We start from the raw sequence: 23,713 nt of genomic DNA, 5'->3' as shown, positions 1-23,713 counted from the left end.
CCTTCCGAGCATTTTTGTTTTTAACGCTAGATAATCAAGGTAGCTATGACTAATACCCCGTTTGACCCTATGAATGCACTTGTTCCAATGGTTGTAGAGCAAACCTCAAAAGGTGAGCGCTCTTATGACATTTATTCGCGCCTATTGAAAGAAAACGTTATTTTCTTAGTGGGGCAAGTTGAAGACCACATGGCCAACCTAATCGTTGCTCAAATGCTGTTTCTTGAAGCTGAAAACCCAGAGAAGGACATTTTCCTTTATATCAATTCACCTGGTGGTTCAGTAACTGCGGGAATGGCAATATACGACACAATGAACTTCATAAAGCCAGATGTTAGCACCGTATGTATGGGGCAAGCGGCAAGTATGGGCGCATTCTTGTTGTCTGCTGGTGCCAAAGGTAAGCGCTATTGCCTACCTAATTCTCGTGTAATGATTCACCAACCATTAGGTGGGTTCCAAGGCCAAGCTTCAGATTTTGAAATTCACGCGAAAGAAATTCTGTCTATTAAAGAGAAGCTAAATCGCCTAATGGCTGACCATACTGGTCAAGACTACGAAAAAGTTGCTCGTGATACCGATCGTGATAACTTCTTAAGTGCAACTGAGGCGAAAGAATACGGCCTAGTTGACCAAGTTTTAGCAAATCGATCTGACGTAGCCGCAACTAAGTAGTATAGTTATAGAGAACCCGAGCCAGTGCATCGCACGTTATGGTTTTCGGCTCGGGCAAGGCAGAGGCAAAAGTAATGAGTGATAAGCAAAGCGGTGACGGTGATAATAAGCTACTGTACTGTTCGTTTTGTGGCAAAAGCCAACACGAAGTAAGAAAGTTAATAGCAGGCCCGTCGGTATTTATATGCGACGAGTGTGTTGAGTTATGTAACGATATCATTCGCGAAGAAATTAAGGAAATCGCGCCAAAGCAAAAGCAGGACGCTTTACCTAAACCTAGTGAAATACATGCGCATCTTGACGATTACGTAATTGGTCAAGAGCATGCTAAAAAAGTACTTTCAGTAGCCGTATACAACCACTACAAGCGCTTGCGCAACGGTGATGTTCATGACGGTGTTGAATTAGGTAAGAGTAACATTCTGCTAATTGGTCCTACAGGTAGCGGTAAAACGTTACTTGCTGAGACATTGGCTCGATTGCTTGATGTGCCGTTTACAATGGCAGATGCAACTACATTAACCGAAGCCGGTTACGTAGGTGAAGACGTTGAAAACATAATCCAAAAGCTGCTTCAGAAATGTGATTATGACGTTGAAAAAGCACAACGTGGTATTGTGTACATCGATGAAATCGACAAAATTTCGCGTAAGTCTGATAACCCCTCGATTACTCGCGATGTGTCGGGCGAAGGTGTTCAGCAAGCGTTGCTTAAGTTAATCGAAGGTACTGTCGCATCAGTTCCACCACAAGGTGGTCGCAAACATCCTCAGCAGGAATTCTTGCAGGTTGATACCTCTAAGATCTTGTTTATCTGCGGCGGCGCATTTGCTGGCCTTGATAAAGTAATTGAGCAGCGAGCGCAAAAAGATACCGGTATCGGTTTTGGTGCTACGGTTAAGTCGAAAGACAACAGCAAGCAAATAAGCGAACTGTTTAAGCAGGTTGAGCCAGAAGACTTAGTGAAGTACGGATTGATACCAGAGTTCATTGGTCGTCTTCCTGTTGTAACCAGCCTTGAGGAGTTAAACGAAGAAGCGTTAATTCAAATTTTACGCGAACCTAAGAATGCCATCACTAAGCAATACGGTGCGCTATTCTCTATGGAAGATGTAGATTTGGAATTCCGTGACGATGCACTTAACGCTATTGCCAAAAAGGCAATGGAGCGTAAAACCGGTGCGCGTGGTCTTCGTTCAATTGTAGAAGCTGTTCTACTCGACACTATGTATGACCTTCCATCAATGGAAGATGTCAGCAAAGTCGTCATTGATGAAACCGTGATTCGCGGGGAATCGAAGCCGATTTTGATATATGACAGTAACGAAAAGAAAGCAGCCTCTGAATGATTTAGAGCACTAAGAAAGGCCCCTCGGGGCCTTTTTTGTTTTTAAACCGCTACTGCGCTGGTTTATACCGCGTTGGTAAATTTTGTGAAATCCTCATTTACCGTAAGTAAACTCCGGTTCCCCAAAACTTCCCGCCTTGTCTAAACCATGCTCGCTGACGCGGTTTAAAAACGACAGTCGCTGTTTCTGGTTTGATTCAACAAAAACAAAGGTTGTCGCGGTTTTTCGTCAACATCCGCCTTGCACCCACTTCGCTCACGACGCTGAACAAAAACACTGGATGATGTTTTCGGAGCACTTTTTTATACTTAGTCTGTGAAATCCTCATTTACCGTAAGTAAACTCCGGTTCCCCTAAATTTCCTGCCTTGTCTAATGCATGCTCGCTGACGCGGTTTAAAAACGACGAGTGTTGTTTTTTGTTTAGGTGAGGAGCCTATATAGGTTCATGCGGTTTTCGTTGGCTATCGGGTAGAAATGTAATTTTGAAGCGTTTGTGTTTTACTAATGCGCTACCTAGCAGTTAAATACGAAGGAACGTGAATATGGTTAAATATCTAGCACCTCTATTAATTTTTTTCCCTTTTTTATCTTTTGCGCAGCAAGTGGTAGACCCTGATTTTACGCCTCAACACACTGCTTGCTATTTTTGTCAGTTTGAATCTTCACCGGTTGTCGCCGTTGATAGTGCGCACCACAATTTTCATACCCTTGACGGACGCTACAAACCGTTCGCGAAAGTGCTTGAAGCCGATGGTTTAACGCTGAAAAATCATTCGAAACCTTTTTCTCGTGTGTCGCTTGCTGAAATCGACGTGTTGGTTGTGGCTAATGCGCTAAATGAAAGAAATACTCAGAACTGGGACTTGCCTAATTATCCGGCGTTTACTCGCGAAGAAGTCGAAGCTGTTTATCATTGGGTAAATAACGGTGGTTCACTTTTTCTTATTGCTGATCATATGCCGTGGCCTGCTGCCATGTCAGACTTGGCAGAAATATTTGGCTTTGGGTTCATCAATGGCTATGTGGAGATAGTCAACAAACAAGAGCAGTTTTTTGACCGTCAGTCACAGAGTATTTTGCTATCTCCTGTTACACCAGCAGATGGCGAAAACGTGGTAGATGTCATTCAGGGCTTTTTAGGTCAAGGTTTTACAATACCTCCGCAAGCACAGCCTGTACTTCAATTTACACAACCATCAATAAATTGGATGCCATCAAAATCATGGGCCATCGAAGACGATACGCCTTCACAAAGTGCCATTGGACTCTATCAGGGGGCAATAATGAAATTCGGAAAGGGTAAAGTGGCTGTATTTGGCGAAGCGGGTATGTTTACTGCGCAAGTTGTTAAAAGTGACGATGAGTCGTGGGCGATGGGAATGAATTCACCATCAGCAAAAGACAATCAACAGCTACTATTAAATATCGTGCGTTGGTTAGTGTCATACTAATTGATGTAAAAGCTTCTCAACCGGCAGTTGCGTAGCTTTTATCACTGATGTGTTTGAATTTTATTCACTTGTACAACGTATCCTATTCTTTCTATCAGATTTTTGACTTAAGTGTTGCCATACGGCTAAAAATCGATAATGGTTATAGGTAGAGCAGGGAAGGTAAGGTTGAGGAATTAACGCACTTTAATAAGTTTCGATTGAACTTTGCTCTTGCATCCCCATATAAAAATGACATTTCAAACTAATTGAGAACAAGTATGACAGTTGAGCGTGAAAATCGCATTGAAATTCCTGTGCTTGCCTTGCGGGATGTAGTGGTATACCCGCATATGGTCATACCCCTATTTGTTGGGCGTGAAAAATCAATCCGTTGCCTTGAAGCTGCAATGGAAAACGATAAACAAATATTTCTAGTCGCGCAGAAAGACGCTGGCGTCGATGAGCCAGAGGCTGATGACATTTATACCGTTGGTACTATTGCAACCATTCTCCAATTACTAAAACTGCCAGATGGCACAGTAAAAGTGTTGGTAGAAGGCAGTGTAAGAGGTCAAGTGGACGGCTACCAGCAATCAGAGCCGTATTTTGTTGCAAACGTAGAGAAACTCGAAGATGAAGCAATCGACGAGAGTGAGCAGGAAGTGCTTATTCGCTCAGCGGTGTCGCAATTTGAAGGCTACGTAAAGCTTAACAAGAAGATTCCACCTGAAGTGCTTACGTCACTCAATGGCATAGAAGACGCTGCACGCCTTGCTGACACTATGGCTGCGCATATGCCGCTTAAGCTGACAGAAAAGCAGAAAGTACTTGAGATGCAAGGGGTGAATGAGCGCCTTGAGTATCTGATGGCGCTAATGGAAGGTGAAATAGACTTATTGCAGGTCGAAAAGAAAATTCGTACCCGCGTCAAAAAGCAAATGGAAAAGAGTCAGCGTGAGTACTATTTGAATGAGCAAATGAAGGCCATTCAAAAAGAACTCGGCGAGCTTGACGACGCGCCAGATGAATTTGAAGCACTCTCTAAGAAAATAGCTGAAGCAAAAATGCCAAAAGAGGCAGAAGACAAGGCAAAAGCGGAATTACAAAAGCTTAAAATGATGTCGCCTATGTCAGCAGAAGCAACTGTATTACGCAGCTATATCGAGTGGCTAACCAATGTGCCATGGAATAAGCGCTCGCCAGTGAAAAAAGATCTTTCACGCGCAGAAGGCGTGTTGAACGAAGACCATTACGGCCTTGAAAAAGTTAAAGAGCGTATCTTGGAATACCTCGCAGTACAGCAGCGTGTTAAAAAGCTTAAAGGTCCTATATTGTGTCTTGTGGGGCCACCGGGAGTGGGTAAAACCTCGCTGGGGCAATCTATTGCCAAGGCTACTGGTCGTAAATATGTTCGTATGGCGCTTGGCGGTGTGCGAGATGAAGCGGAAATTCGTGGTCACCGTCGCACTTACATTGGTTCACTGCCAGGTAAGTTAGTGCAGAAAATGGCGAAGGTGGGCGTTAAGAACCCACTGTTCTTGTTAGATGAAATCGACAAGATGTCTTCAGATATGCGCGGTGACCCAGCGTCAGCCTTACTTGAGGTACTTGACCCTGAACAGAACAACAGCTTTAGTGATCACTATTTAGAAGTTGACTACGACTTATCTGATGTCATGTTTGTGGCAACCTCTAATAGTATGAACATTCCAGGCCCGTTACTGGATCGTATGGAAGTCATCCGCTTGTCGGGTTATACCGAAGATGAAAAGCTTAACATTGCTAAAAAGCACCTAATTGGTAAGCAGATGGAGCGCAATGGCCTGAAAGCCAAGGAGCTCGAAATTACCGATTCAGCAGTTATCGGTATGATTCGCTACTATACCCGCGAGGCCGGCGTTCGTGGTCTTGAACGCGAAGTATCAAAAGTTTGTCGCAAAGCGGTAAAAGACATTTTGCTTAAGAAGAGTAAAGGCAAAGTTGAAGTTACCCAAGACAACCTTAAGGACTATTTGGGTGTACAGCGTTTCGACTATGGCAAAGCTGATAAAGACAATCAAATAGGTCAAGTTACAGGTCTTGCTTGGACACAAGTAGGCGGTGATTTGCTGACAATTGAAACCACATCAGTGCCTGGTAAAGGTAAAATGACGTCTACAGGCTCGCTTGGTGACGTTATGCAAGAGTCGATTAAAGCTGCGATGACGGTGGTAAGAAGCCGCGCTGAAAAGCTGCGTATAAACGATGACTTTTACGAAAAACGTGATATTCACGTTCACGTTCCTGAAGGCGCTACACCTAAAGATGGTCCAAGTGCGGGTATTGCAATGTGCACAGCACTGGTTTCGTCTCTTACTGGGAACCCGGTTAAATGTGATGTTGCGATGACAGGTGAAATTACGCTTCGTGGCGAAGTGTTAGCTATCGGTGGCTTGAAAGAAAAGCTATTGGCTGCGCATCGTGGTGGTATAAAAACCGTTGTTATTCCAAAAGATAACGAGCGCGATTTGGAAGAAATTCCAGATAATGTTAAGAAAGATTTGTCAATTCACCCCGTTAAGTGGATTGATGATGTATTAGATATTGCTTTGCAAGAGCCGGTTGAAAGCTCTCAAGTGGTGAAAAACTAACTAGTTACAATGGCTGCATTGCTTAATTTTAAAGGCGTGTAGCCATTTTTTTGAAATAATTGCTTAAAAATTGTTCGTTAAAGTAAAGAAATACCGTTTTTTTTGAAAAATGGGCTTTCAACACACAAAAGTTGTGTTACCTTTAAGTGGTATTCGCTTGAAGCCTTGCCACAAAAGGGATTGCAGCGATTCAACAAAAAAGTTAATTATTTGTGACCGAAGCTTGATGTTAACGATCAAGCTTGCTATAACGTTCAAGCAAAATCGTTTTGGACAAACAGTATAATAACAATCGAAGGGGATCATAATTGTGAACAAGTCTCAACTTATCGACCAAATCGCTGCTGGTGCAGACATTTCTAAAGCAGCTGCTGGCCGCGCTCTTGACGCATTCACTGACTCAGTAACTGCTGCGCTTAAAGACGGCGACCAAGTTGCACTAGTAGGCTTTGGTACTTTCTCAGTTCGCGAACGTTCAGCTCGCAGTGGCCGTAACCCACAAACTGGTGAGACTATTCAGATTTCAGCAGCGAAAGTTCCTTCTTTCAAAGCTGGTAAAGCACTGAAAGACGCTTGTAACTAAGCAAAGAAATTATAGAAAAAGGCGATGGCTAGTCCATCGCCTTTTTTATTTGTAAACAGTAGATAGCAATAACGCGACACAAGCTGAAATGTGCCTAGCTACTGACGTTGAAGCACCTCGTCATTGAACATTACATCTAATTCTCTTGTTTGTTGTAGAAATCCCACAATAACGAATACAAATAGTGAGTTTAGGTCGTTTATATTCACTGGCATTGAGTTATAATCACCGCTTATTTTGTCTGTCGTACACGAAAATAATCTGCGAGAGATAACTGTAGTAAGCAACGGAGTTGAAGAACAATCATGCTAGAAAGAATCAGAGAAGGTTCTCAAGGCCCATGGGCGATGGCCATTATTGCGCTTATCGTTTTGAGTTTCGTATTCGCTGGTGTAGGTAGCTACCTTACCTCGTCTGGTACCACTGCAGTGGCAACTGTGAATGGCGAAGAAATCTCGGCACAAGAACTAGAGCGTGCGTATCAAAATCAGCGCGCGCAAATGGAGTCTCAATTTGGTGAAAGCATTGCTCAGCTTTTCTCTAGCGAGCAGTACCTAGCAGACTTTCGTAGAAACGTCTTAGATCGCCTAATCGCAGAAAAACTTATTCAGCAACAGGCTCAGGATATGGGGCTGCGAGTAAGTGATGAGCAAATTCGTGAAACCATTGTACAAATGCCAGAATTCCAGTTTGGTGGGCAATTTGACAACGAGCGTTTTCAAGCAATTTTGCGTCAAAATGGTTTCCAAGTAGCTGACTTCCGCAACTATTTGCGCACTCAGATGACACAAAATCAGCTAACAGCGGCGCTTACTAACTCAGCATTTTCATTGGATGGCGAAGTGGAGCTGGCAAATGCGCTTCAACGCCAAACACGTGACGCTAAGTACGCTGTTATAAGCTCATCAGCGTTTGCTGACAGTGTTGAAGTAACTGATGCTGATGTTGAAGCGTTTTACAATAACAACATTGCGTCATTTGATACTGAAGAACAGGTTAAATTGGCGTATGTGAAGCTTAGCGTTGACGATCTAAAAGACCGCGTGTCTGTCGATGAACAAGCTGTTCGCACATATTACGACAACAACATTAATAGTTATGGCAAAGAAGAAGAGCGCCGTGTGTCACATATCTTAATTGATGCTGGTGATGACGCCGATGCAGCTCGCGAGAAAGCACAGGCACTAAAAGCCGAACTCGACAATGGTGCGGATTTCGCCGCGTTGGCTGAGGCAAACTCAGATGATACTTTCTCTGCAGAAAACGGCGGTGACCTTGATTTCATAACGCCTGAAATGATGGATCCTGCGTTTGATGAAGCTGCATTTGGACTTGAAAACGTCGGTGATGTTTCTGACGTTGTTGAAACAGAGTTTGGTTTTCACATCATCAAGTTAACCGAGTTAAGAGAAGCGCAAATCAAGTCATTTGACGAAGTGGCGGACGAAATTCGTGATACGTTACTTTATGACGCGGCGATGGAGAAGTACTTCGAACTTCAAAATACCATGGCAGAAATTGCATTTGAGGTTCCAGATACGTTAGAAGACGTGGCTAATGCTGTTGACTTGCCAGTCCAAGAATCTGTGTTATTTAGTCGTAATACCGCACCGGTAGAACTAAGTTCTCCTGCAGTATTAGACGCTGCCTTCTCTTCACAGCTAGTTGATGAAGGACTTAACAGCGACATTATCGAACTGGATGACGAAAATATTGTTGTTGTGCGCGTGACAGAGCACCTTCCTCAGCGCACGCAGTCTTTAGACGAAGTTCGCGAGGGTATTGAAGCATCTGTTAAAGCAGACAAAGCCAAAGAAGCTGCTGAAGCATGGGCGTTTGACATTGCGCAACAAGTACGTGCGGGCGAAAGTGTTGACGATGCACTGGCGGCTAAATCTGTCACTTGGGAAACTGTGCAGGCAGTACCAAGAGCGGGTGGAACGTTAGCTCGTGCAATTGTTGATACGTTATTCTCACTTGCTCTAGAAGGAGAGAAGAAGGTAGACGTAGCGACTACGGTAAACGGCGATGTTGCAGTTGTGGAGCTTGAAGCTGTAAATGCCGCACCAGTGCTTGATGCAGAGTTGGGTGAAAGCTTGAAGCAACGTCTGGCTCAAATGCAAGGTCAGCGTGTATACCAACAGTATATTGAAGCATTGCGTGCTAAAGCGGATGTAACAGTGTCGGCGGCACTGTAGTAAACATCACACTCATACGCTAACTAAAAAGCCCCTTTCATTCATGAAAGGGGCTTTTTGTGTCTCACTAATACCGAACGCATTCTTGTAAAGCGGTCAGCGTGTTTTAATTACACTTAGTAAGTTCAATGGGTAACGAATAGCATAAATGTATAAAAAGCAGCGATAACACCAGATAATACAATGATGTAAACAAAGCCCTGCTTTCCTTGTTCCAGCGTGTACTTATTTAGTTGTAAGTAACCAAACCATAATAGGGAAAGGATGAGCGGAATTAGAACAATAATTTTTATCACATCAGTACCTTAAAACGTTATACCTAAAGCGTGCCAATCGTCAGAGTCCAGTGTGCACCGCAAAAATTAAGACATCCTATTTATAGCAAGCAGGCTGTTGAAATGCCACATCATTATTAATATCAAACTCGTTTCCAATACGCTCACTGTCATTGCTTTGTAGTAAAAGTGTTATTGCATTGTCACCTTATACTTATCTAATAGCCTAAAGCGTATAACAGGCAAGTTAAGTGTTATGTCCATTCAGTCTTTACCTCAAATTCCACTAACACGTAGTATCCACTTCGCTGAAGTATTAATGGCGCGAGAATCGATTACGCCTATTGATGCAGGCTGTCAGAGCTATTTAATGCACAGACTGGAAAAACTTGGTTTTATCTGTGAAAAACACAACGTAAAAGGCGTCAAAAACCTTATTGCCCGTTGGGGGAATGGTCCTTGTCACTTTGCGTTTTCGGGACATACCGACGTAGTACCACCTGGACCTCTTGAGAAATGGAAATCCCACCCCTTTAGCCCTGTTATCAGTCAGAACAAACTCTATGGTAGAGGGGCTGCTGATATGAAAACAGGCATAGCCGCTATGCTTGCAGCAACTGAGCGCGTTATTGGTGGTATGGATCCAACTAAAGTGACTTACTGGTGGTTGATTACCAGTGACGAAGAAGGCGAAGCGCTATGGGGTTCCAAATGGATAAAAGAAGCACTTGATTCGCAAAATGTAGTACTGGATATGTGCTTGATTGGCGAGCCTACGGCAACATCAAGCACAGGCGATACCATAAAAATAGGGCGAAGAGGGTCGCTGTCAGCCACGGTTACCGTAGCCGGAAAGCAAGGCCATGTGGCCTATCCAAAGACGGCAATCAATGCCATCCACAAGGCAAGTGACATAGTACAAGCATTGAAAAGCTACGCATTCGATGAGGGGACTGATGATTTTCCTGGTACTACACTTCAGATAACGCACATGGATACGGGAAGTTTCACCGACAACATTGTCCCAAGTAGCGTTCGAATTGAATTCAACGTTCGGTATTCTTGGCAGTTTGATGATGACAGTCTTAGTACCCTTTTAAAACGCTTAATCCACAATGCTGATGCAACAGCGATAATCAACTTTTCTCGCCCGTGTGAATCGTATTTAAGTAAACCTACTGATAACGGCAACTGTCTAATCTCATGTGTAGAGAAGGCGATAAAAAGTGCTACAGGTAAATACCCTGTTGTTAGTACGTCCGGGGGCACGTCAGACGGACGGTTCTTTGCGGGCGATAATACGCAAGTCGTTGAAGTGGGTGTGCCCAATAGCACAATCCACCAAATTAACGAGCACATTCATTTGTCAGATTTAGTCACACTTGAAGATATCTATACTGATATTTTGCTACAGGTTGGGAAAAGTGAGTAATCTACAAAGACTAACGGCGAGTGCGTCGATCGCGGCTCGCCGTACTCTTAATGCTACGCTGACGCCTTAAATTCACACTGTTGTAGATAGCGCTTACGTTTTTTATCTGTAAGTGCAAGCATATCGACAACTACTAATCCATCGATACAGTCATTGAAATCTGGGTCAACATTAAAGCCTAAAAAGGCGACGCCACCGTCTTTGGCAACTTCAGAGTATTGCTTGTACAGAGTGGGTACATTAACGCCCATATTGGCAAGCAAATGCTTAAGCTGGGTGAATTCCGCTTTGTAATCGGTACCAGAGAATGAATGCAGTGCATCTTGGGTTATTTGGTACGGGCGCTTACATGTGGCTTCTCCAAACTTTGCGGGAAAGTGTGTTGAATAAAACTGTACGATGAGATCCTTTGCAGGCTGAGGATAGGCATTGCTAAGCGATACCGCACCGAATAAATAACGGTATTTAGGATAGCGACTTAAGAATGCACCAATACCAAACCATAGGTAGTCTAAGCTGCGCTTACCCCAATAGCGTGGTTGCACAAAGCTTCTGCCTAGTTCTAAGCCTTCTGCGAATAAGGTTTTATTGTTATCACTGTAATCAAATAACGTGGCTGAATATAACCCAGTAGGGTGCTCAGGCTGAGTCAAAAGTTCTGCATCACCAAATCGGTAAGCGCCCACTATTTCAAGGTCTGAGTCGTCCCACAAGACAAGGTGGTAATAATGCGAGTCGTACTGGTCAATATCGCGACGTTTGTTCGTACCTTCACCTACGGCTCTAAAGGCAATCTCTCTTAGGCGGCCAATTTCGCGCATAATAGGCGAGCAATTTTTATGTTGATAAAGGTAAATTGACTTACCATCGCCAGTTTGACCAAGGTGCTCGCACTGGCGTATTGCTCTTGCTAATTCTTTTCTATCTTCTGGCATTGCGATAGACGCTTGTGTATCGAACACACCTTTTTTATTGCTACCTATTCGGTAAAGGTGCCGCTTGAAAAGCTTGACTTGCTCCTTTAGCGGTATAGTCGTTTGGCTGTAAGACTCAAAGGGTATAAGTTCGCCAATGCGCATGGGGAGGTGTTTGCGACGCTGTTTAAACATTTCCTTAACGAGTAGGGCAGTGGCCAATGGTTTATACACCATCGATACGCCATAAAACAGCGGGCTATTCTTTGCATCAATATAAACTGGCAAGATAGGTGACTTTGCTTGGCGTGCAATACGCAAAAAGCCCGTATGCCAACGAGTGTCTCTTACACCTTGTGGACGTAAACGAGAGACCTCACCAGCGGGGAATATTAATATTGCACCCTCATCATTTAAGTGTGATTGAATAGCTGATAAATGTTGTTTAGGCGTGCCACCTTGCATGTTGTTCACGGGGAGCAGCATATCGTGCAAGGGTTCGATCGCCATTAACATTTGATTGGCGACTACTTTTAAGTCATGTCTCACTTCACTGACGAGTTTGATTAGCGCCAGTGCATCTAAAGACCCAATTGGGTGGTTGGCAATAATTACCACACGTCCTTCACTGGGGATCCGCTCTTTTTCTACATCACGTGTCGAATAACTAATGTTGAAATACTCGAGAACTTGCTCGACAAAATCAATATCTTCGTAGTGAGGGTATGCTTCGCCAAATTCGGTAATTTCTTGTTCGTGCAATAGATGACGTAGCACAAATGACAGCGACTTGAATAAGATCGGGTTATTTGCGACTTGAGGGTAATGTTTGTTCAGTACATCGTTTACAGTAAACATAGTGCCTGTGTATCTCTTTAGATTTTGCCGAACAATAGCAGGCCAATATGACGCTTTTCACACAGTTTGATGTCAGTTATTTGACAATGTTAATGAAATGTAACTTTGCTTAAGCTGCATGATAAGCGTCTATTTTGTAATAACTGTGTACAGTAACTACGCTGCCTTTGAACGATTGGGTTTTACATTCAGCGTGGCCACGTTAGCGTTTTCAATGCAGTCTAAGTAGTGAATGAGTGTCAGGTTGCCTTTTGCGTCTTCACCCAATGCACTGCAGTTCTCAATCCAGTCTCCGTCGTTAATATAATGGATCCCTTGTTCCATACTGCTTTCTGGGTGATGTATATGACCGCATACAACGCCATCAAGGCCCATTTCTCTGGCTCTGTTGCAGCAGGCTTCACGGTAACGCGCGATAGCGTCGTTTGCCCCTTTAATATGCTTTTTGATATACCCTGCTAGCGACCAATACTCTCGCTTTCGCCATGCTCTTAAGCGGTTATATTCACGATTAAGAAATAGCAAAAGGTCGTACCCTTTATCGCCAATCCATGCGTGAAACCTACCCATAGTGACATCGCCATCAAATTGATCACCATGTAGTACCAGATAGCGTTTACCTTGCGCTGTGGTATGAACAAGTTCGCGTTCAATTTCTATATCACCAAAAGCCATGCCTGAATAAGATTGAATTGGTTCGTCATGGTTGCCAGGTAAATAAACAACCCGTGTACCTTCTTGGCTCATTTGCATGAACTTGTGCATGACTTGATTGTGGGCTTTTGGCCAGCGAAATTGCTTGGTCATTTGCCACATGTCAACAATATCGCCAACTAAGTAAAGTGTGTCGACGGTAATACTGTCTAAGAAAGAAAGTAAGTATTCGGCTTTGCAGTCTCGATTGCCCAAATGGATATCGGAAAGCCAAAGTGTGCGGTAGTGAATCTTTTTCATAGCGAAGTCCCAAAGCGATGCCTTGGAACGCCACTATAGAAGTTGTAATTGACAGTTAAGTGACGCTCGCTTGACCATTGTGTGACACACAGAAACGTGCTTTTTGTTGTATGGAAATAGCATTTTCAAAAATTTAAGGTGAAAAAGTATCTTGAAATAGGTAGTCTATTCTCATCAAGGATGAAGTATGACAATGTACATGGCAGTACATATTCTCGCTCTATTGTCATTTCCTAAACGTGTTTTCTTTCATCCTTACTATTTTTGTTGCAATAAACTTGTATAAGGATGAAACATGAAGTTAAACAAAAAACTCGCTCCAATTCCTCTATTTGTTTCGCTTGCGCTAACGGGCTGTATTGAAGTTGATGACGACAGTAACGATGGCGTAGTCGATGCGTTGAATCAACAAAACGCTGTGCTGACTGAACAAAATAACCTTTTAGCTGAACAATTAGAAAATAGTCAGACTTCCGTAACGCTTTCTGGTTTAGTGATTGGTGTTGATAGCGAGACACCTGTAGATAATGTGTTGGTTACTGTTTATCAGGGGGAATCAGTTCTTGCCGAGAATGTCGAAGCTGACAATGGGCAATTTACTATTGAAGGGTTGCCATCAAGTTCAGATTTGACTGTTGTAGCATCAACATCCGATGGCAGCTACATGAGTCGCGCATACTTTATAACAACCGCACCGGTAAGCACCGGTGAAGGGTTTGATGATATCGGTACTTTAATGCTATCTGAGCCTGTCAACGTGACTTTCTCAGTTATGGATGAGAGCACTGGAGAAGCAATTAGTGGTCTTTCTTTTACTGGTTTCTCATATTCAGGTGTGGCAACTAGCAACGTGTTTGATTTTGCACATAGCACAACGTTTAACGAAGAGACGCAACAGTACGATATTACGCTACCAAAAGACTTGGCAGTAACTTTGCGTGCAGATATTGACTTGGATGATGACGGCGCAGCTGATTTCGCTACTGCTTCTCTAGATTTTGTGAGCATTGTTGATGATAAAATGTATATCTACAATGCCAATGAATTGGACGCATCAGAGATTACACTGGGTGAACCTGAGGTTATTGTCGATGAAGAAAAGTCACTCTCCATCACACTTATCGATACGCAAGGAAATGTGTTAGACGAAGCAGCATTTATTGTTGAAATTGAAGATGAGACAATAAATTCATCGTTTGATAGCGAAGCGCAAGTGCATGAAATGACGGTGCCTTTCAACAATTATAGTGACATAGAGATGCCGTCATTCACTAGCGATGATGTTACTTATTCTACGGGTAGGATTTCGCTATCAAGGTATACAACGTCTCAAACAAACGAAACGCGTATTAGCGTAAATTTGTCTGGGTATGACTCTAATAGCTACTACAGCATTGCAGATGAAGAAACCCTTAATCTTGTGCTGGTAGCGCGTGAAGTGGTACCAAGTTCTACTGTTGAATTTATTACGTCTAACTTAAACAGTGATGACTTCGCTTACTCTGTTTTTTACAGCGAAGCGGTTAGTATAGACAGTGAAGAAGTTAGCTTAGTGTATGAAGACGTTACCGTTACACGTGGAAATGATTCAGCGGACGACACTGTACCTGCAGGGTATACGTATGTTAGAAGCACAGACAGAGAAGTAAGTGTAACAGCAAGCCAAGCATTAGGCGGCATAAAGCACACCTTTACGCCTGATGAAGCGTTACAAGGGAACACGTCATACCGTTATGAAATTGGCGAAGTTACCCCTGCTTCAGGCACGCCTGCAACTGAATTGTATGATGACGAGTACTCATTTACCACGCCTGCAAGTGATGCTGGTGACTTTGATATTAACTCGTTAGTGTTAGATAACTTTAACTACTACACAAATGGCGCTGTGATCGTTAGTGAAAATACTGCAGGTGTTGCCAATCCTGCATATCCTTACAGCAGAAATGTGAGTGTGCTACTACCTACATCAATAGAATCGCTAAACTATCTTATTTTGAATACACAAAGCTACTCAGAAAATGGTAGTGTGTATACACGAGAAAGACAGTATGAAATTGTTAGAGATGGCTATGTTTCGGCGACTCCCTATTTAGCCCTAGATGCTGCAGAAAATGAGATTGTTGATAACAATTCAAGCGAAAATATTATGCTCGGCACGACTGCTACCGACGGTAGCCACGTCTACAGACGTTCAATCAATATCTATCTTGAAGATAATACAGCTGATTATCCTGTAACCGTGACCTTCTCTTACGAGTATCAAACAAAAGAGGGTGAAACTGGCTCAGGAACAATGACGTTGCCTGTTCTATAAACCTACTATTGTTTTGCAAAGGCTGATATTTGATATCAGCCTTTTTTATTTCAAACCCAATAATTCGGTAACTTCTACCAATTTACTGCGCATCCATTTGTTGACTAAATCATCTGCATACTTTTTGTGCCAATACATGTAAACCGGTAGCAGTGGGACCTCAAACGGAAGCGGAGAAACAATAATGTCGAACTTTTCACTAAGCTGATAGGCATAGCGCTCTGGCATTGTCAGAAGAAGTGAGCATTGACTGGAGACGTGCACAGCTGCAAAGTAATGTTCACATTGAAGTGCAATGTTACGATGCATGTTATGTTGGGCAAGTGCGAGCTCCACGCTATCTAGCTTAGAGTCTTTGAGCGTTACCAAGATATGTTGCGCAGCAGCGTAGCCCTTTATTGTTGGATTTTTCAGGTAAGGATTGTTTGGTGCACTCACCACGGCAAAGCGCTCGTTGCAGACAAACTGTGACTGAATGTCTTCACTTGTTGGAACCAGAACGTCAATCACAAGATCCAGCTCTTTTTTCGTTAATAACGGCTCTATCTCTGGCCATGTGACTTGTCTGCTACATACCGAAATATTGGGAGTATGGGTAATTAGGTCAGGCATAAGCGTGGGAAGAAACGTCGACTCTAATATATCCCTCAGACCCAGCTTTAGCTGCCTTGCCGAAGCAGTAATATCAAAGGTTACATCACCTTGTACGGTTTGTTCTAGTGCATCAACGGCTTGACTGACTGGAGCAATGATTTTCTGGCATAAAGGTGTTGGCACCATTTGTCGGCCATGGCGGACGAAAAGTTCATCTTTAAAGTTGACTCGCAATCTGCCTAATGCATGACTAACGGCTGGCTGGGTTAAATGAAGGTGCCTTGCTGCTTTAGTTATACTACCTTGTTCATAAACTGCTCTTAACACGATAAAGAGGTTAAGATCGATCTTACCATGCATCATATTTATGGCTTTCCATAATAACACATCATTTTTGTTTATTTTAAAACAGCGTACACTGCTTCAATTGTTAATAAAAGGTTTCTTTTGTAAGGGGCGTGTTTATGCAGGCATCAGTACTTACTGAGGTATTGTTACCTCTGGCATTGGCGTTCATCATGTTTGGTATGGGGTTAACGCTAACCCTGCAAGACTTTTCGCGTTTACTTAAAGCGCCAAAGGCCGTGCTATCAGGGTTTATAGGGCAAATTGTACTGTTACCCATCTTGGCATTTTTGTTGTGTCTTGTTTTTTCACTGCCTGAGTATATTGCTGTAGGGGTGATGGTACTGGCGGCTTGTCCTGGGGGGACAACGAGTAATTTAATCAGCCACATTGCCAAGGCTAATCTAGCCCTGTCTGTGAGTCTTACTGCAATTTCAACGATTGCCTGCGTTTTTACGACACCCTTTATCATTCAGTTTGCCATTAACTATTTTGTGCAAGACAGTGCACCATCGTTTTCAATGATGCAAACCGTGGTAGGGCTTGTCAGTGTTTCAATTGTGCCAGTGATCGTCGGCATGGCCATACGCGTGGCTAGCACTGAGTTTGCTATGCGAACTGAAGGGTTCTTTCGCCAGTTCTCAATGTATTTTATGTTGTTAATGATTGCAGGTGTGCTGATTTCTGAGAAAGATAGCTTGGCCACATCGTTAGAAGATGCTTTTTTTGTATGTGTAACGCTGAACGTTTCGTCCGTAGGGCTAGGTATCTTACTATCGAGATTCGCCGGTCTAAGCGTAAAAGATGGACTGACGCTAGCGATAGAAATTGGTGTACAGAATGCTGCGCTAGCAATGTTAATTTGTATTAGTTTTATAAAGTCGCCTGACTATGCTATCGCCCCAGGCGTTTATGGCATAGCCATGTATATTGGGCCGGCATTGCTTGCGCTTTGGGCTAAGAGAAAGGCGCAAAAACACCTGCACAGTGAAAAAACACAGCAGGCACTATAAGTTACCCATAACTACAACATAATTAGTGAACGCAAAAAGAGAGAATAAAAGTATGCGTATAGTCATCACAGGAGGCGCGACGGGGTTAGGGCAGGCGCTAGCAATAAAATGGGCCGAGAAGCACCCGGGAATAGAAGTGTGTATTGCTGATGTAAACACTTCTAGAGCAAATGAAACCCTAGAGCTGTTGAAAGGGCTTGGTGCAAAAGCTTTTTATGTGCATTGTGACATTACTTCTGACGACGATGTACTTGAACTTGTTCAAAGAATAGAAGCGCGTTGGCAGGCGATAGATTACGTATTTAATAATGCGGGTGTAGCTACTGGCGGAAGCTTACTTGATGAAACTTTGGAACAATGGCAGTGGGTTTTTGATATCAATATGCTTGGTATGGTAAGAGTCAGTCGTGCACTCGTACCGCTTATGCGACAACAAGGTCACGGATATTTTGTCAATATCGCATCCCAAGCTGGATTGACTCCCATACCTTATATGGGAAGCTACAATGCGGTAAAAGCGGCCGTTGTGGCTTTTTCTGAAACAATGAAATTAGAACTGGCTCCCGACAATATTAATGTCAGTGTTGTATGCCCCAGTTTTTTCAAAACGAATTTAGATGAGTCAATGAGAAGTAGTAACCCTGCTGCGCATAAAATGATAAATCGCTTCTTTAGCAAAGCCGACATTACAAAAGAAGATGTCGCAGAGTCTATTTACCAACAGGTTCAACAGAAACGCTTTTTGATACTTACCCATAAGTTAGGCAAACGCGCTTATTGGCTGAAGAAATTTCTTCCTAACCAGCGTTACATTAACAGTATGCTTGGTCAGACAAAATCGATGAAACGAGCAATGGAAAAACGCTAAATTCTTTAAGTGGAAATGATATGTCACATAATGTAGTAGATAGAGCGGACAGTGTTCGAATTGGAGAAGAACTTAACACTGAGGCCGTCGATGACTGGCTAAAGTCGTCGTTGTCACAGCAGGCGTCAACAGCCCCTAATACTAAGCTAACGCTAGAAGGTAAGCCTAAAGTAACCCAATATGCGGGTGGTGCGTCTAACTGGACTTACTGTCTTGACTATGAAAATACGTCGTTAATATTGCGCAGAGCCCCTGCAGGCACCAAAGCAAAAGGTGCACACGATATGGGGCGGGAATATCGCCTGCAAAAAGCGCTTAAACCTGTATATCGCTATGTACCTGAAATGTTGGGGTTTTGTGATGATGAAAGCATCATTGGAACCGACTTTTATGTTATGGAGAAGCTCACAGGTATTATTCCCCGAAAAAATCTGCCTAAGGGGCTACAAACCACCGAGTCGCAAACTAAACTGCTGTGTACCAATGTGCTCGATAGCCTGATTGAATTGCACAAAGTGGACTTTAAGAGCACAGGGTTGTCGCACTTGGGCAAAGGGCAAGGGTACATAGAACGGCAAATAAGTGGGTGGAGCGAGCGTTACAGTAAAGCAAAAACCTGGAACGTGCCATCGGGTAAAAAGATTATGCGTTGGCTTGAAAAGCATATGCCTATTCACGAGCGCATATGTATCACGCACAATGATTTTCGCTTTGATAACGTGGTGCTTAACCCAAATAGCTATACCGAAATCATAGGTGTGTTGGACTGGGAGTTGGCCACACTAGGCGATCCATTGATGGACTTAGGCAATACATTGGCTTACTGGGTACAAGCAGATGATGACTTTTTAGCACAGTCAACCCGAAGACAACCGACACACCTGCCGGGCATGTTGACGCGCAAACAGGTAGTGGCGTACTACTGTAAAGAAATGGAAGTTGATGTAGAAGATTTTACGTTTTACGAGGTGTATGGTTTGTTTAGATTAGCGGGTATTGCTCAGCAAATTTATTATCGCTATCACCACGGACAAACAAACAACCCAGCATTTAAAAACTTTTGGATTTTTATACATTATTTAATGTGGCGATGTAATAAAGCCATAAAAGCATCAGGAAAACGATAATGACAACAAGACAAAATATTCTGATCACAGGTGCAAGTTCAGGACTTGGCAAGGGAATGGCCATTGAGTTTGCAAAACAAGGTTGTAATTTGGCGCTGTGTGCAAGACGTGTAGATAACCTCGAAAAGGTTAAGCAAGAACTATTAGATTTAAACCCTAATATCAATGTGTTTATTCGCGCATTAGATGTCAACGACCACGATGCGGTCTTTGAAGTATTTGATGCTTTTAAAGCCGATATGGGACAGCTAGACCGTGTTATTGTAAATGCTGGAATGGGCAAGGGGGCTTCGATAGGTACAGGCTTCTTTCATGCCAACAAACAAACGGCCGTTACTAATTTTGTGTCAGCATTGGCGCAGTGCGAAGCGGCAATGGCTATCTTTAGAGCTCAAAATAGTGGTCACCTTGTCACTATTTCATCGATCAGCGCAGTGCGTGGTTTCAGACGTGCTATGACAGTTTATGCTGCAACAAAAGCAGGATTAACCTCTATGACTGAAGGGATTAGAATGGATGTGATGAATACACCCATTAAGGTGACTTGTATCCACCCGGGTTTTATTCGCAGTGAGATAAATGAAAAAGTCGAAAAAGTCCCTTTTATCGTTGATACCGATGTTGGTTGTCGAGCAATGGTGAAGGCGATAAATAAAGAAAAAGCGAATGCATACGTACCAAGCTGGCCATGGGCGTTACTGCATTGGGTGATGCGAATTGCGCCTGCAAGTAGTATGCGAAAGATGAGCTAATACACAAAAGCACAATTATAGTTGAGCAGATACAAAAAAAGCGCCATAGGGCGCTTTTTTACTACTAATCTTAAAGATTAACCTAGTGCTTTGATTTGTGCAGCTAGACGGCTCTTATGACGAGCAGCTTTGTTCTTGTGAATCAAGCCTTTAGTAGCCATTCTGTCAAGAATCGGAGTAGCAGCAGTAAGTGCAGCTTGTGCAGCTTCTTTATCGCCACTAGCGATAGCAGCAACTACTTTTTTGATGCTTGTACGAGTCATTGAACGGCGGCTAGCGTTATGCTGGCGACGCTTTTCGGCTTGGATTGCACGCTTCTTAGCAGACTTAATGTTAGCCAAGGTGTAACTCCCAAAATAAATTCATGTCAAAAACGAGGGTGCGGATTGTGCCTAGCAAACGCCTAAATGTCAAACGATTTAAAACTTAAATCGTACCGCGTTAAACGCGCAAGCTATTGAACACAAAGTATGCTCAACACGTTGCACATTCTTTGCGACATTTTTAGCGGACATTAAGAGAGCGCAACGCTCAACCATGGCATCCCATATCGGGCGCGGATTATAGCAAGAAACTTACTAAAGGTGCACAACTATTTTGAATAAATCGTTTCACCCTCACACACCTTTGGTTATCATGATTTAATCATTCTTTATTATCACAGTGCGGCGCACCTCATCTTCTGCGTTTCGGCACTTTATAACCTGGAAGTATTACGTGTCGCGCAAGTTAATTAAATCGGGAATAATCGTCAGTGTTATGACACTGGTCTCACGCGTGCTAGGACTTGTTCGCGATGTGGTGGTGGCACGTCTTATGGGCGACGGTGCGGCAGCGGATGTATTTTTCTTCGCAAACAAAATCCCTAATTTTTTGCGGCGTTTATTTGCTGAAGGCGCTTTTGCTCAAGCGTTTATTCCGGTGCTGACGGAAGTACACGAAAATGATGATAAGCGGCAGTTGCGAGAGTTTGTTGCGAAAGTTAGCGGCACACTCGGGGCTATTGTTTTCGTCGTCTCTATTATTGGGGTGATTGCATCTCCTGTTTTGGCTGCGCTTTTTGGTACGGGCTGGTTTATGGCATGGCTTGAAGGCGACGAAGCAGGGGATAAGTTTGTGCTTGCCTCTACTATGTTAAAGATCACATTCCCTTATCTAGCGTTTATCTCATTAACGGGGCTAGCTGGCGCCATTCTCAACACGTTAAATAAATTTGCCGTGGCGGCATTTACGCCCGTATTACTGAATGTTTGTATAATAACGTGTGCTATTTTTCTTGCGCCTACCTTTGAACAGCCCGCCTATGCGCTTGCTTGGGGGGTATTTATTGGTGGTATTGTCCAGTTTTTATTTCAACTTCCCTTTTTGTTTAAGGCTGGCTTATTGGTAAAACCTAAATGGGGATGGCACGACGAGAATGTCGTTAAAGTGCGCACGCTCATGATACCGGCACTGTTCGGTGTATCGGTCGGTCAAATTAACTTGTTGTTTGATACGTTTATTGCCAGTTTTCTTGTTACTGGGTCAATCAGCTGGCTGTATTATTCTGATCGCCTGCTGGAATTTCCTTTAGGGCTATTTGGTATTGCCATTGCTACTGTAATATTGCCTACGCTGTCGCGAAACCATGTCAGCAACAACCCCAAGGCTTTTTCAGCCAACATCGATTGGGCATTTAGAATGGTATGTCTTTTAGGTATTCCAGCGGCCGTGGGCCTTGGTGTTATGGCGCGTCCTATCCTTACTGTGATATTCCAACGCGGTGCGTTTACCGCAGAAACGGCCATCATGGCGTCCTATTCCCTTACCGCGTATTCATTCGGCTTACTCAGTTTTATGTTGGTAAAAATATTGGCACCGGGGTTTTATTCTAGGCAAGACACTAAGACCCCCGTTAAATTCGGTATTTGGTGTATGGTTGCCAATATGGTGTTCAATTTAGTGTTGGCGGTTCCTTTTGGCTACGTTGGACTAGCAATCGCTACCAGCATGTCTGCAACATTAAATGCAGCACTGTTGTACATTACGCTCCATCAACAGGGGGTTTTTGTACTTAGTCGTACCTCTGTATTATTTATTTTGCGTGTGGTAATCGCGAGCGCGGCGATGGGAGGGCTTATCTACTACCGCGATAAAGGTCTCGCATTTTTTGAACTGTCGTTGTCTACTCAAATGCTTGAGGTAGGAATGACAATCTCAATGTCTGTTGTGCTTTTCCTTATCACAATGTTGATATTGGGAATGCGACCTCGGCATTTTAGAAGCGGCGGCGACTAGCGTTTTGGTGGCTGGCTTACGCTTGGTATTGTGCTCGTGGTCGGCTATAATCGCGAGCTTTGATTTTCTAGCAGTTATAAGGTAGTGGCTAAAAGTGGAATTTATCCGCGGGCTAAACAATGTAAAACCGCACCATAAGGGGTGTGTGCTCACTATTGGCAAGTTCGACGGTGTGCACCGTGGCCATCAGGCTGTGTTAGCTAATGTGCTTGAAAAAGCAAAGTCTCTTTCACTGCCTGCAACTGTCATGGTGTTTGAGCCTCAACCTGAAGAAGTCTTTATGCCTGAAAGGGCGCCAGCGCGAATCAGCCCACTTCGTGAAAAATACGAGTTGCTCAAACAGCAAGGCGTGGATAGATTGCTAGCGGTGCGCTTCAATGCCGAGTTTGCCAAACAAAGTGCGGACACTTTCGTACACGATCTCCTTGTCGACAAATTAGGCGTTAAATTTCTTGTTGTCGGTGATGATTTTCGTTTTGGCAATGGACGCAAAGGCGATTTTGAAATGCTCAAAGCTGCTGGTCGCCTATATGGTTTTGAAGTTGTAAGTACGCAAAGCTTTACTATGCATGCACATCGCATTAGTTCAACCGCTGTAAGAGATGTATTAGCTGATAGCGAGTTCGGGCTGGCTACTGAAATGCTAGGCCGACCATTTGCCATTCACGGCCGCGTGGTGCATGGCGAAAAGAAAGGGAGAACCATCGGGTTTCCTACCGCTAACGTGATGCTTAAACGACAAAAAACACCTATACACGGCGTTTTTGCAGTTCGCGTTGACATAGAGGGCAAGCACTACAATGGTGTGGCAAACATAGGTCGCAGACCAACCCTTAATGGCGAGCGAAATCAATTAGAAGTGCATATTTTTGACCTATCAAGTGATTTGTATGGAAAGCCAATAACTGTTTTTCCTATGGTCAAAATAAGAGACGAAATTAAATTTGCTTCGTTTGAGGCATTAAAAGACCAAATTCAAGCAGATGCTGCACAAGCGCGTCTGTTATTAGCGTAGTTGTTCGTGATAAAGTCACGCAAAATATACGCATAAATTTACTTGCTGCACCGTTTGGCGTTTGTAAAAAATGGCGCGGATAAAATAAGCAGTGCGGCAAAACAA

At 43.4% G+C, this 23,713-nt stretch carries 18 protein-coding genes; 14 read left to right on the top strand and 4 right to left on the bottom strand.

Features of this window, described 5'->3' with window-relative positions; all coding sequences use genetic code 11:
* Positions 1-45 precede the first annotated feature (45 nt).
* The 7 genes from clpP to dapE all read left to right on the top strand — a co-directional run bounded on the left by clpP (position 46) and on the right by dapE (position 10,577).
* Positions 46-675: an ATP-dependent Clp endopeptidase proteolytic subunit ClpP gene (gene clpP / locus OZ660_RS13405; RefSeq protein ID WP_159627017.1), complete on the top strand. Its 630-nt coding sequence runs from the start codon at positions 46-48 to the stop codon at positions 673-675.
* 74 nt (positions 676-749) lie between these two features.
* Positions 750-2,024: an ATP-dependent protease ATP-binding subunit ClpX gene (gene clpX / locus OZ660_RS13400; protein WP_274741240.1), complete on the top strand. Its 1,275-nt coding sequence runs from the start codon at positions 750-752 to the stop codon at positions 2,022-2,024.
* Positions 2,025-2,568: 544 nt separating this feature from the next.
* The gene (locus OZ660_RS13395) at positions 2,569-3,477 is read left to right on the top strand and encodes a DUF4350 domain-containing protein (protein ID WP_274741239.1); all 909 of its coding nucleotides are present in this window, start codon (positions 2,569-2,571) and stop codon (positions 3,475-3,477) included.
* Positions 3,478-3,737: 260 nt separating this feature from the next.
* Positions 3,738-6,089 (top strand): endopeptidase La, encoded by a 2,352-nt coding sequence (gene lon / locus OZ660_RS13390; RefSeq protein WP_274741238.1) that lies wholly within the window; start codon positions 3,738-3,740, stop codon positions 6,087-6,089.
* A gap of 310 nt (positions 6,090-6,399) precedes the next feature.
* Entirely contained in the window at positions 6,400-6,672 is a 273-nt protein-coding gene (gene hupB / locus OZ660_RS13385; protein WP_012518978.1) for a nucleoid-associated protein HU-beta, read from the top strand.
* Positions 6,673-6,977: 305 nt separating this feature from the next.
* On the top strand, positions 6,978-8,870 hold the full coding sequence (locus tag OZ660_RS13380; protein ID WP_274741236.1) for a SurA N-terminal domain-containing protein: 1,893 nt from the start codon (positions 6,978-6,980) through the stop codon (positions 8,868-8,870).
* 531 nt (positions 8,871-9,401) lie between these two features.
* The gene (dapE, locus tag OZ660_RS13375; protein WP_274741235.1) at positions 9,402-10,577 is read left to right on the top strand and encodes a succinyl-diaminopimelate desuccinylase; all 1,176 of its coding nucleotides are present in this window, start codon (positions 9,402-9,404) and stop codon (positions 10,575-10,577) included.
* 53 nt (positions 10,578-10,630) lie between these two features.
* On the opposite strand, the gene OZ660_RS13370 is transcribed toward dapE, so the two are convergent.
* Together OZ660_RS13370 and OZ660_RS13365 are read right to left on the bottom strand one after the other, a co-directional pair.
* Positions 10,631-12,349 (bottom strand): lysophospholipid acyltransferase family protein, encoded by a 1,719-nt coding sequence (locus OZ660_RS13370; RefSeq protein ID WP_274741234.1) that lies wholly within the window; start codon positions 12,347-12,349, stop codon positions 10,631-10,633.
* A 156-nt stretch (positions 12,350-12,505) separates the two neighbouring features.
* Positions 12,506-13,303 (bottom strand): UDP-2,3-diacylglucosamine diphosphatase, encoded by a 798-nt coding sequence (locus tag OZ660_RS13365; protein ID WP_274741233.1) that lies wholly within the window; start codon positions 13,301-13,303, stop codon positions 12,506-12,508.
* Positions 13,304-13,598: 295 nt separating this feature from the next.
* Here OZ660_RS13365 and OZ660_RS13360 point away from each other — a divergent pair, with 295 nt between their 5' ends.
* Positions 13,599-15,617, top strand: a complete 2,019-nt coding sequence (locus tag OZ660_RS13360) for a hypothetical protein (protein WP_274741232.1) — start codon at positions 13,599-13,601, stop codon at positions 15,615-15,617.
* A gap of 45 nt (positions 15,618-15,662) precedes the next feature.
* Here OZ660_RS13360 and OZ660_RS13355 read toward each other — a convergent pair whose 3' ends face one another.
* Positions 15,663-16,574 carry a LysR family transcriptional regulator gene (locus OZ660_RS13355; RefSeq protein ID WP_342455322.1) on the bottom strand — a complete coding sequence of 304 codons (912 nt, stop codon included), beginning with the start codon at positions 16,572-16,574 and terminating at the stop codon, positions 15,663-15,665.
* A gap of 101 nt (positions 16,575-16,675) precedes the next feature.
* Here OZ660_RS13355 and OZ660_RS13350 point away from each other — a divergent pair, with 101 nt between their 5' ends.
* From OZ660_RS13350 to OZ660_RS13335, 4 genes are read left to right on the top strand one after another with little or no spacing between them, the layout of a single operon-like run.
* Positions 16,676-17,569, top strand: coding sequence for a bile acid:sodium symporter family protein (locus OZ660_RS13350; protein ID WP_274741231.1), 894 nt, complete (start codon positions 16,676-16,678; stop codon positions 17,567-17,569).
* Between the two features lie 52 nt (positions 17,570-17,621).
* The gene (locus OZ660_RS13345; protein ID WP_274741230.1) at positions 17,622-18,437 is read left to right on the top strand and encodes an SDR family oxidoreductase; all 816 of its coding nucleotides are present in this window, start codon (positions 17,622-17,624) and stop codon (positions 18,435-18,437) included.
* 20 nt (positions 18,438-18,457) lie between these two features.
* On the top strand, positions 18,458-19,564 hold the full coding sequence (locus OZ660_RS13340; RefSeq protein ID WP_274741229.1) for a phosphotransferase family protein: 1,107 nt from the start codon (positions 18,458-18,460) through the stop codon (positions 19,562-19,564).
* On the top strand, positions 19,564-20,316 hold the full coding sequence (locus OZ660_RS13335) for an SDR family oxidoreductase (protein WP_202262007.1): 753 nt from the start codon (positions 19,564-19,566) through the stop codon (positions 20,314-20,316). The genes OZ660_RS13340 and OZ660_RS13335 overlap by 1 nt, the downstream gene beginning before the upstream one ends.
* A 77-nt stretch (positions 20,317-20,393) precedes the next feature.
* Here the strand turns inward: OZ660_RS13335 and rpsT are convergent, their stop codons facing one another.
* Positions 20,394-20,657 carry a 30S ribosomal protein S20 gene (gene rpsT / locus OZ660_RS13330; RefSeq protein ID WP_202262006.1) on the bottom strand — a complete coding sequence of 88 codons (264 nt, stop codon included), beginning with the start codon at positions 20,655-20,657 and terminating at the stop codon, positions 20,394-20,396.
* Positions 20,658-21,033: 376 nt separating this feature from the next.
* Here rpsT and murJ point away from each other — a divergent pair, with 376 nt between their 5' ends.
* Positions 21,034-22,593: a murein biosynthesis integral membrane protein MurJ gene (murJ, locus tag OZ660_RS13325; RefSeq protein WP_202266726.1), complete on the top strand. Its 1,560-nt coding sequence runs from the start codon at positions 21,034-21,036 to the stop codon at positions 22,591-22,593.
* A gap of 94 nt (positions 22,594-22,687) precedes the next feature.
* Complete coding sequence (ribF, locus tag OZ660_RS13320; RefSeq protein ID WP_274741228.1) at positions 22,688-23,608, top strand: bifunctional riboflavin kinase/FAD synthetase; 921 nt, start codon at positions 22,688-22,690, stop codon at positions 23,606-23,608.
* Positions 23,609-23,713: the final 105 nt, after the last annotated feature.

Origin of the sequence: Alteromonas sp. 009811495 (assembly GCF_028865455.1) — a bacterium.
In the GTDB taxonomy this organism is placed as follows: Bacteria; Pseudomonadota; Gammaproteobacteria; order Enterobacterales; family Alteromonadaceae; genus Alteromonas.
The sequence above is the reverse complement of the archived record's forward strand: the minus strand, read 5'-3'. Positions and strand labels throughout refer to the sequence as shown.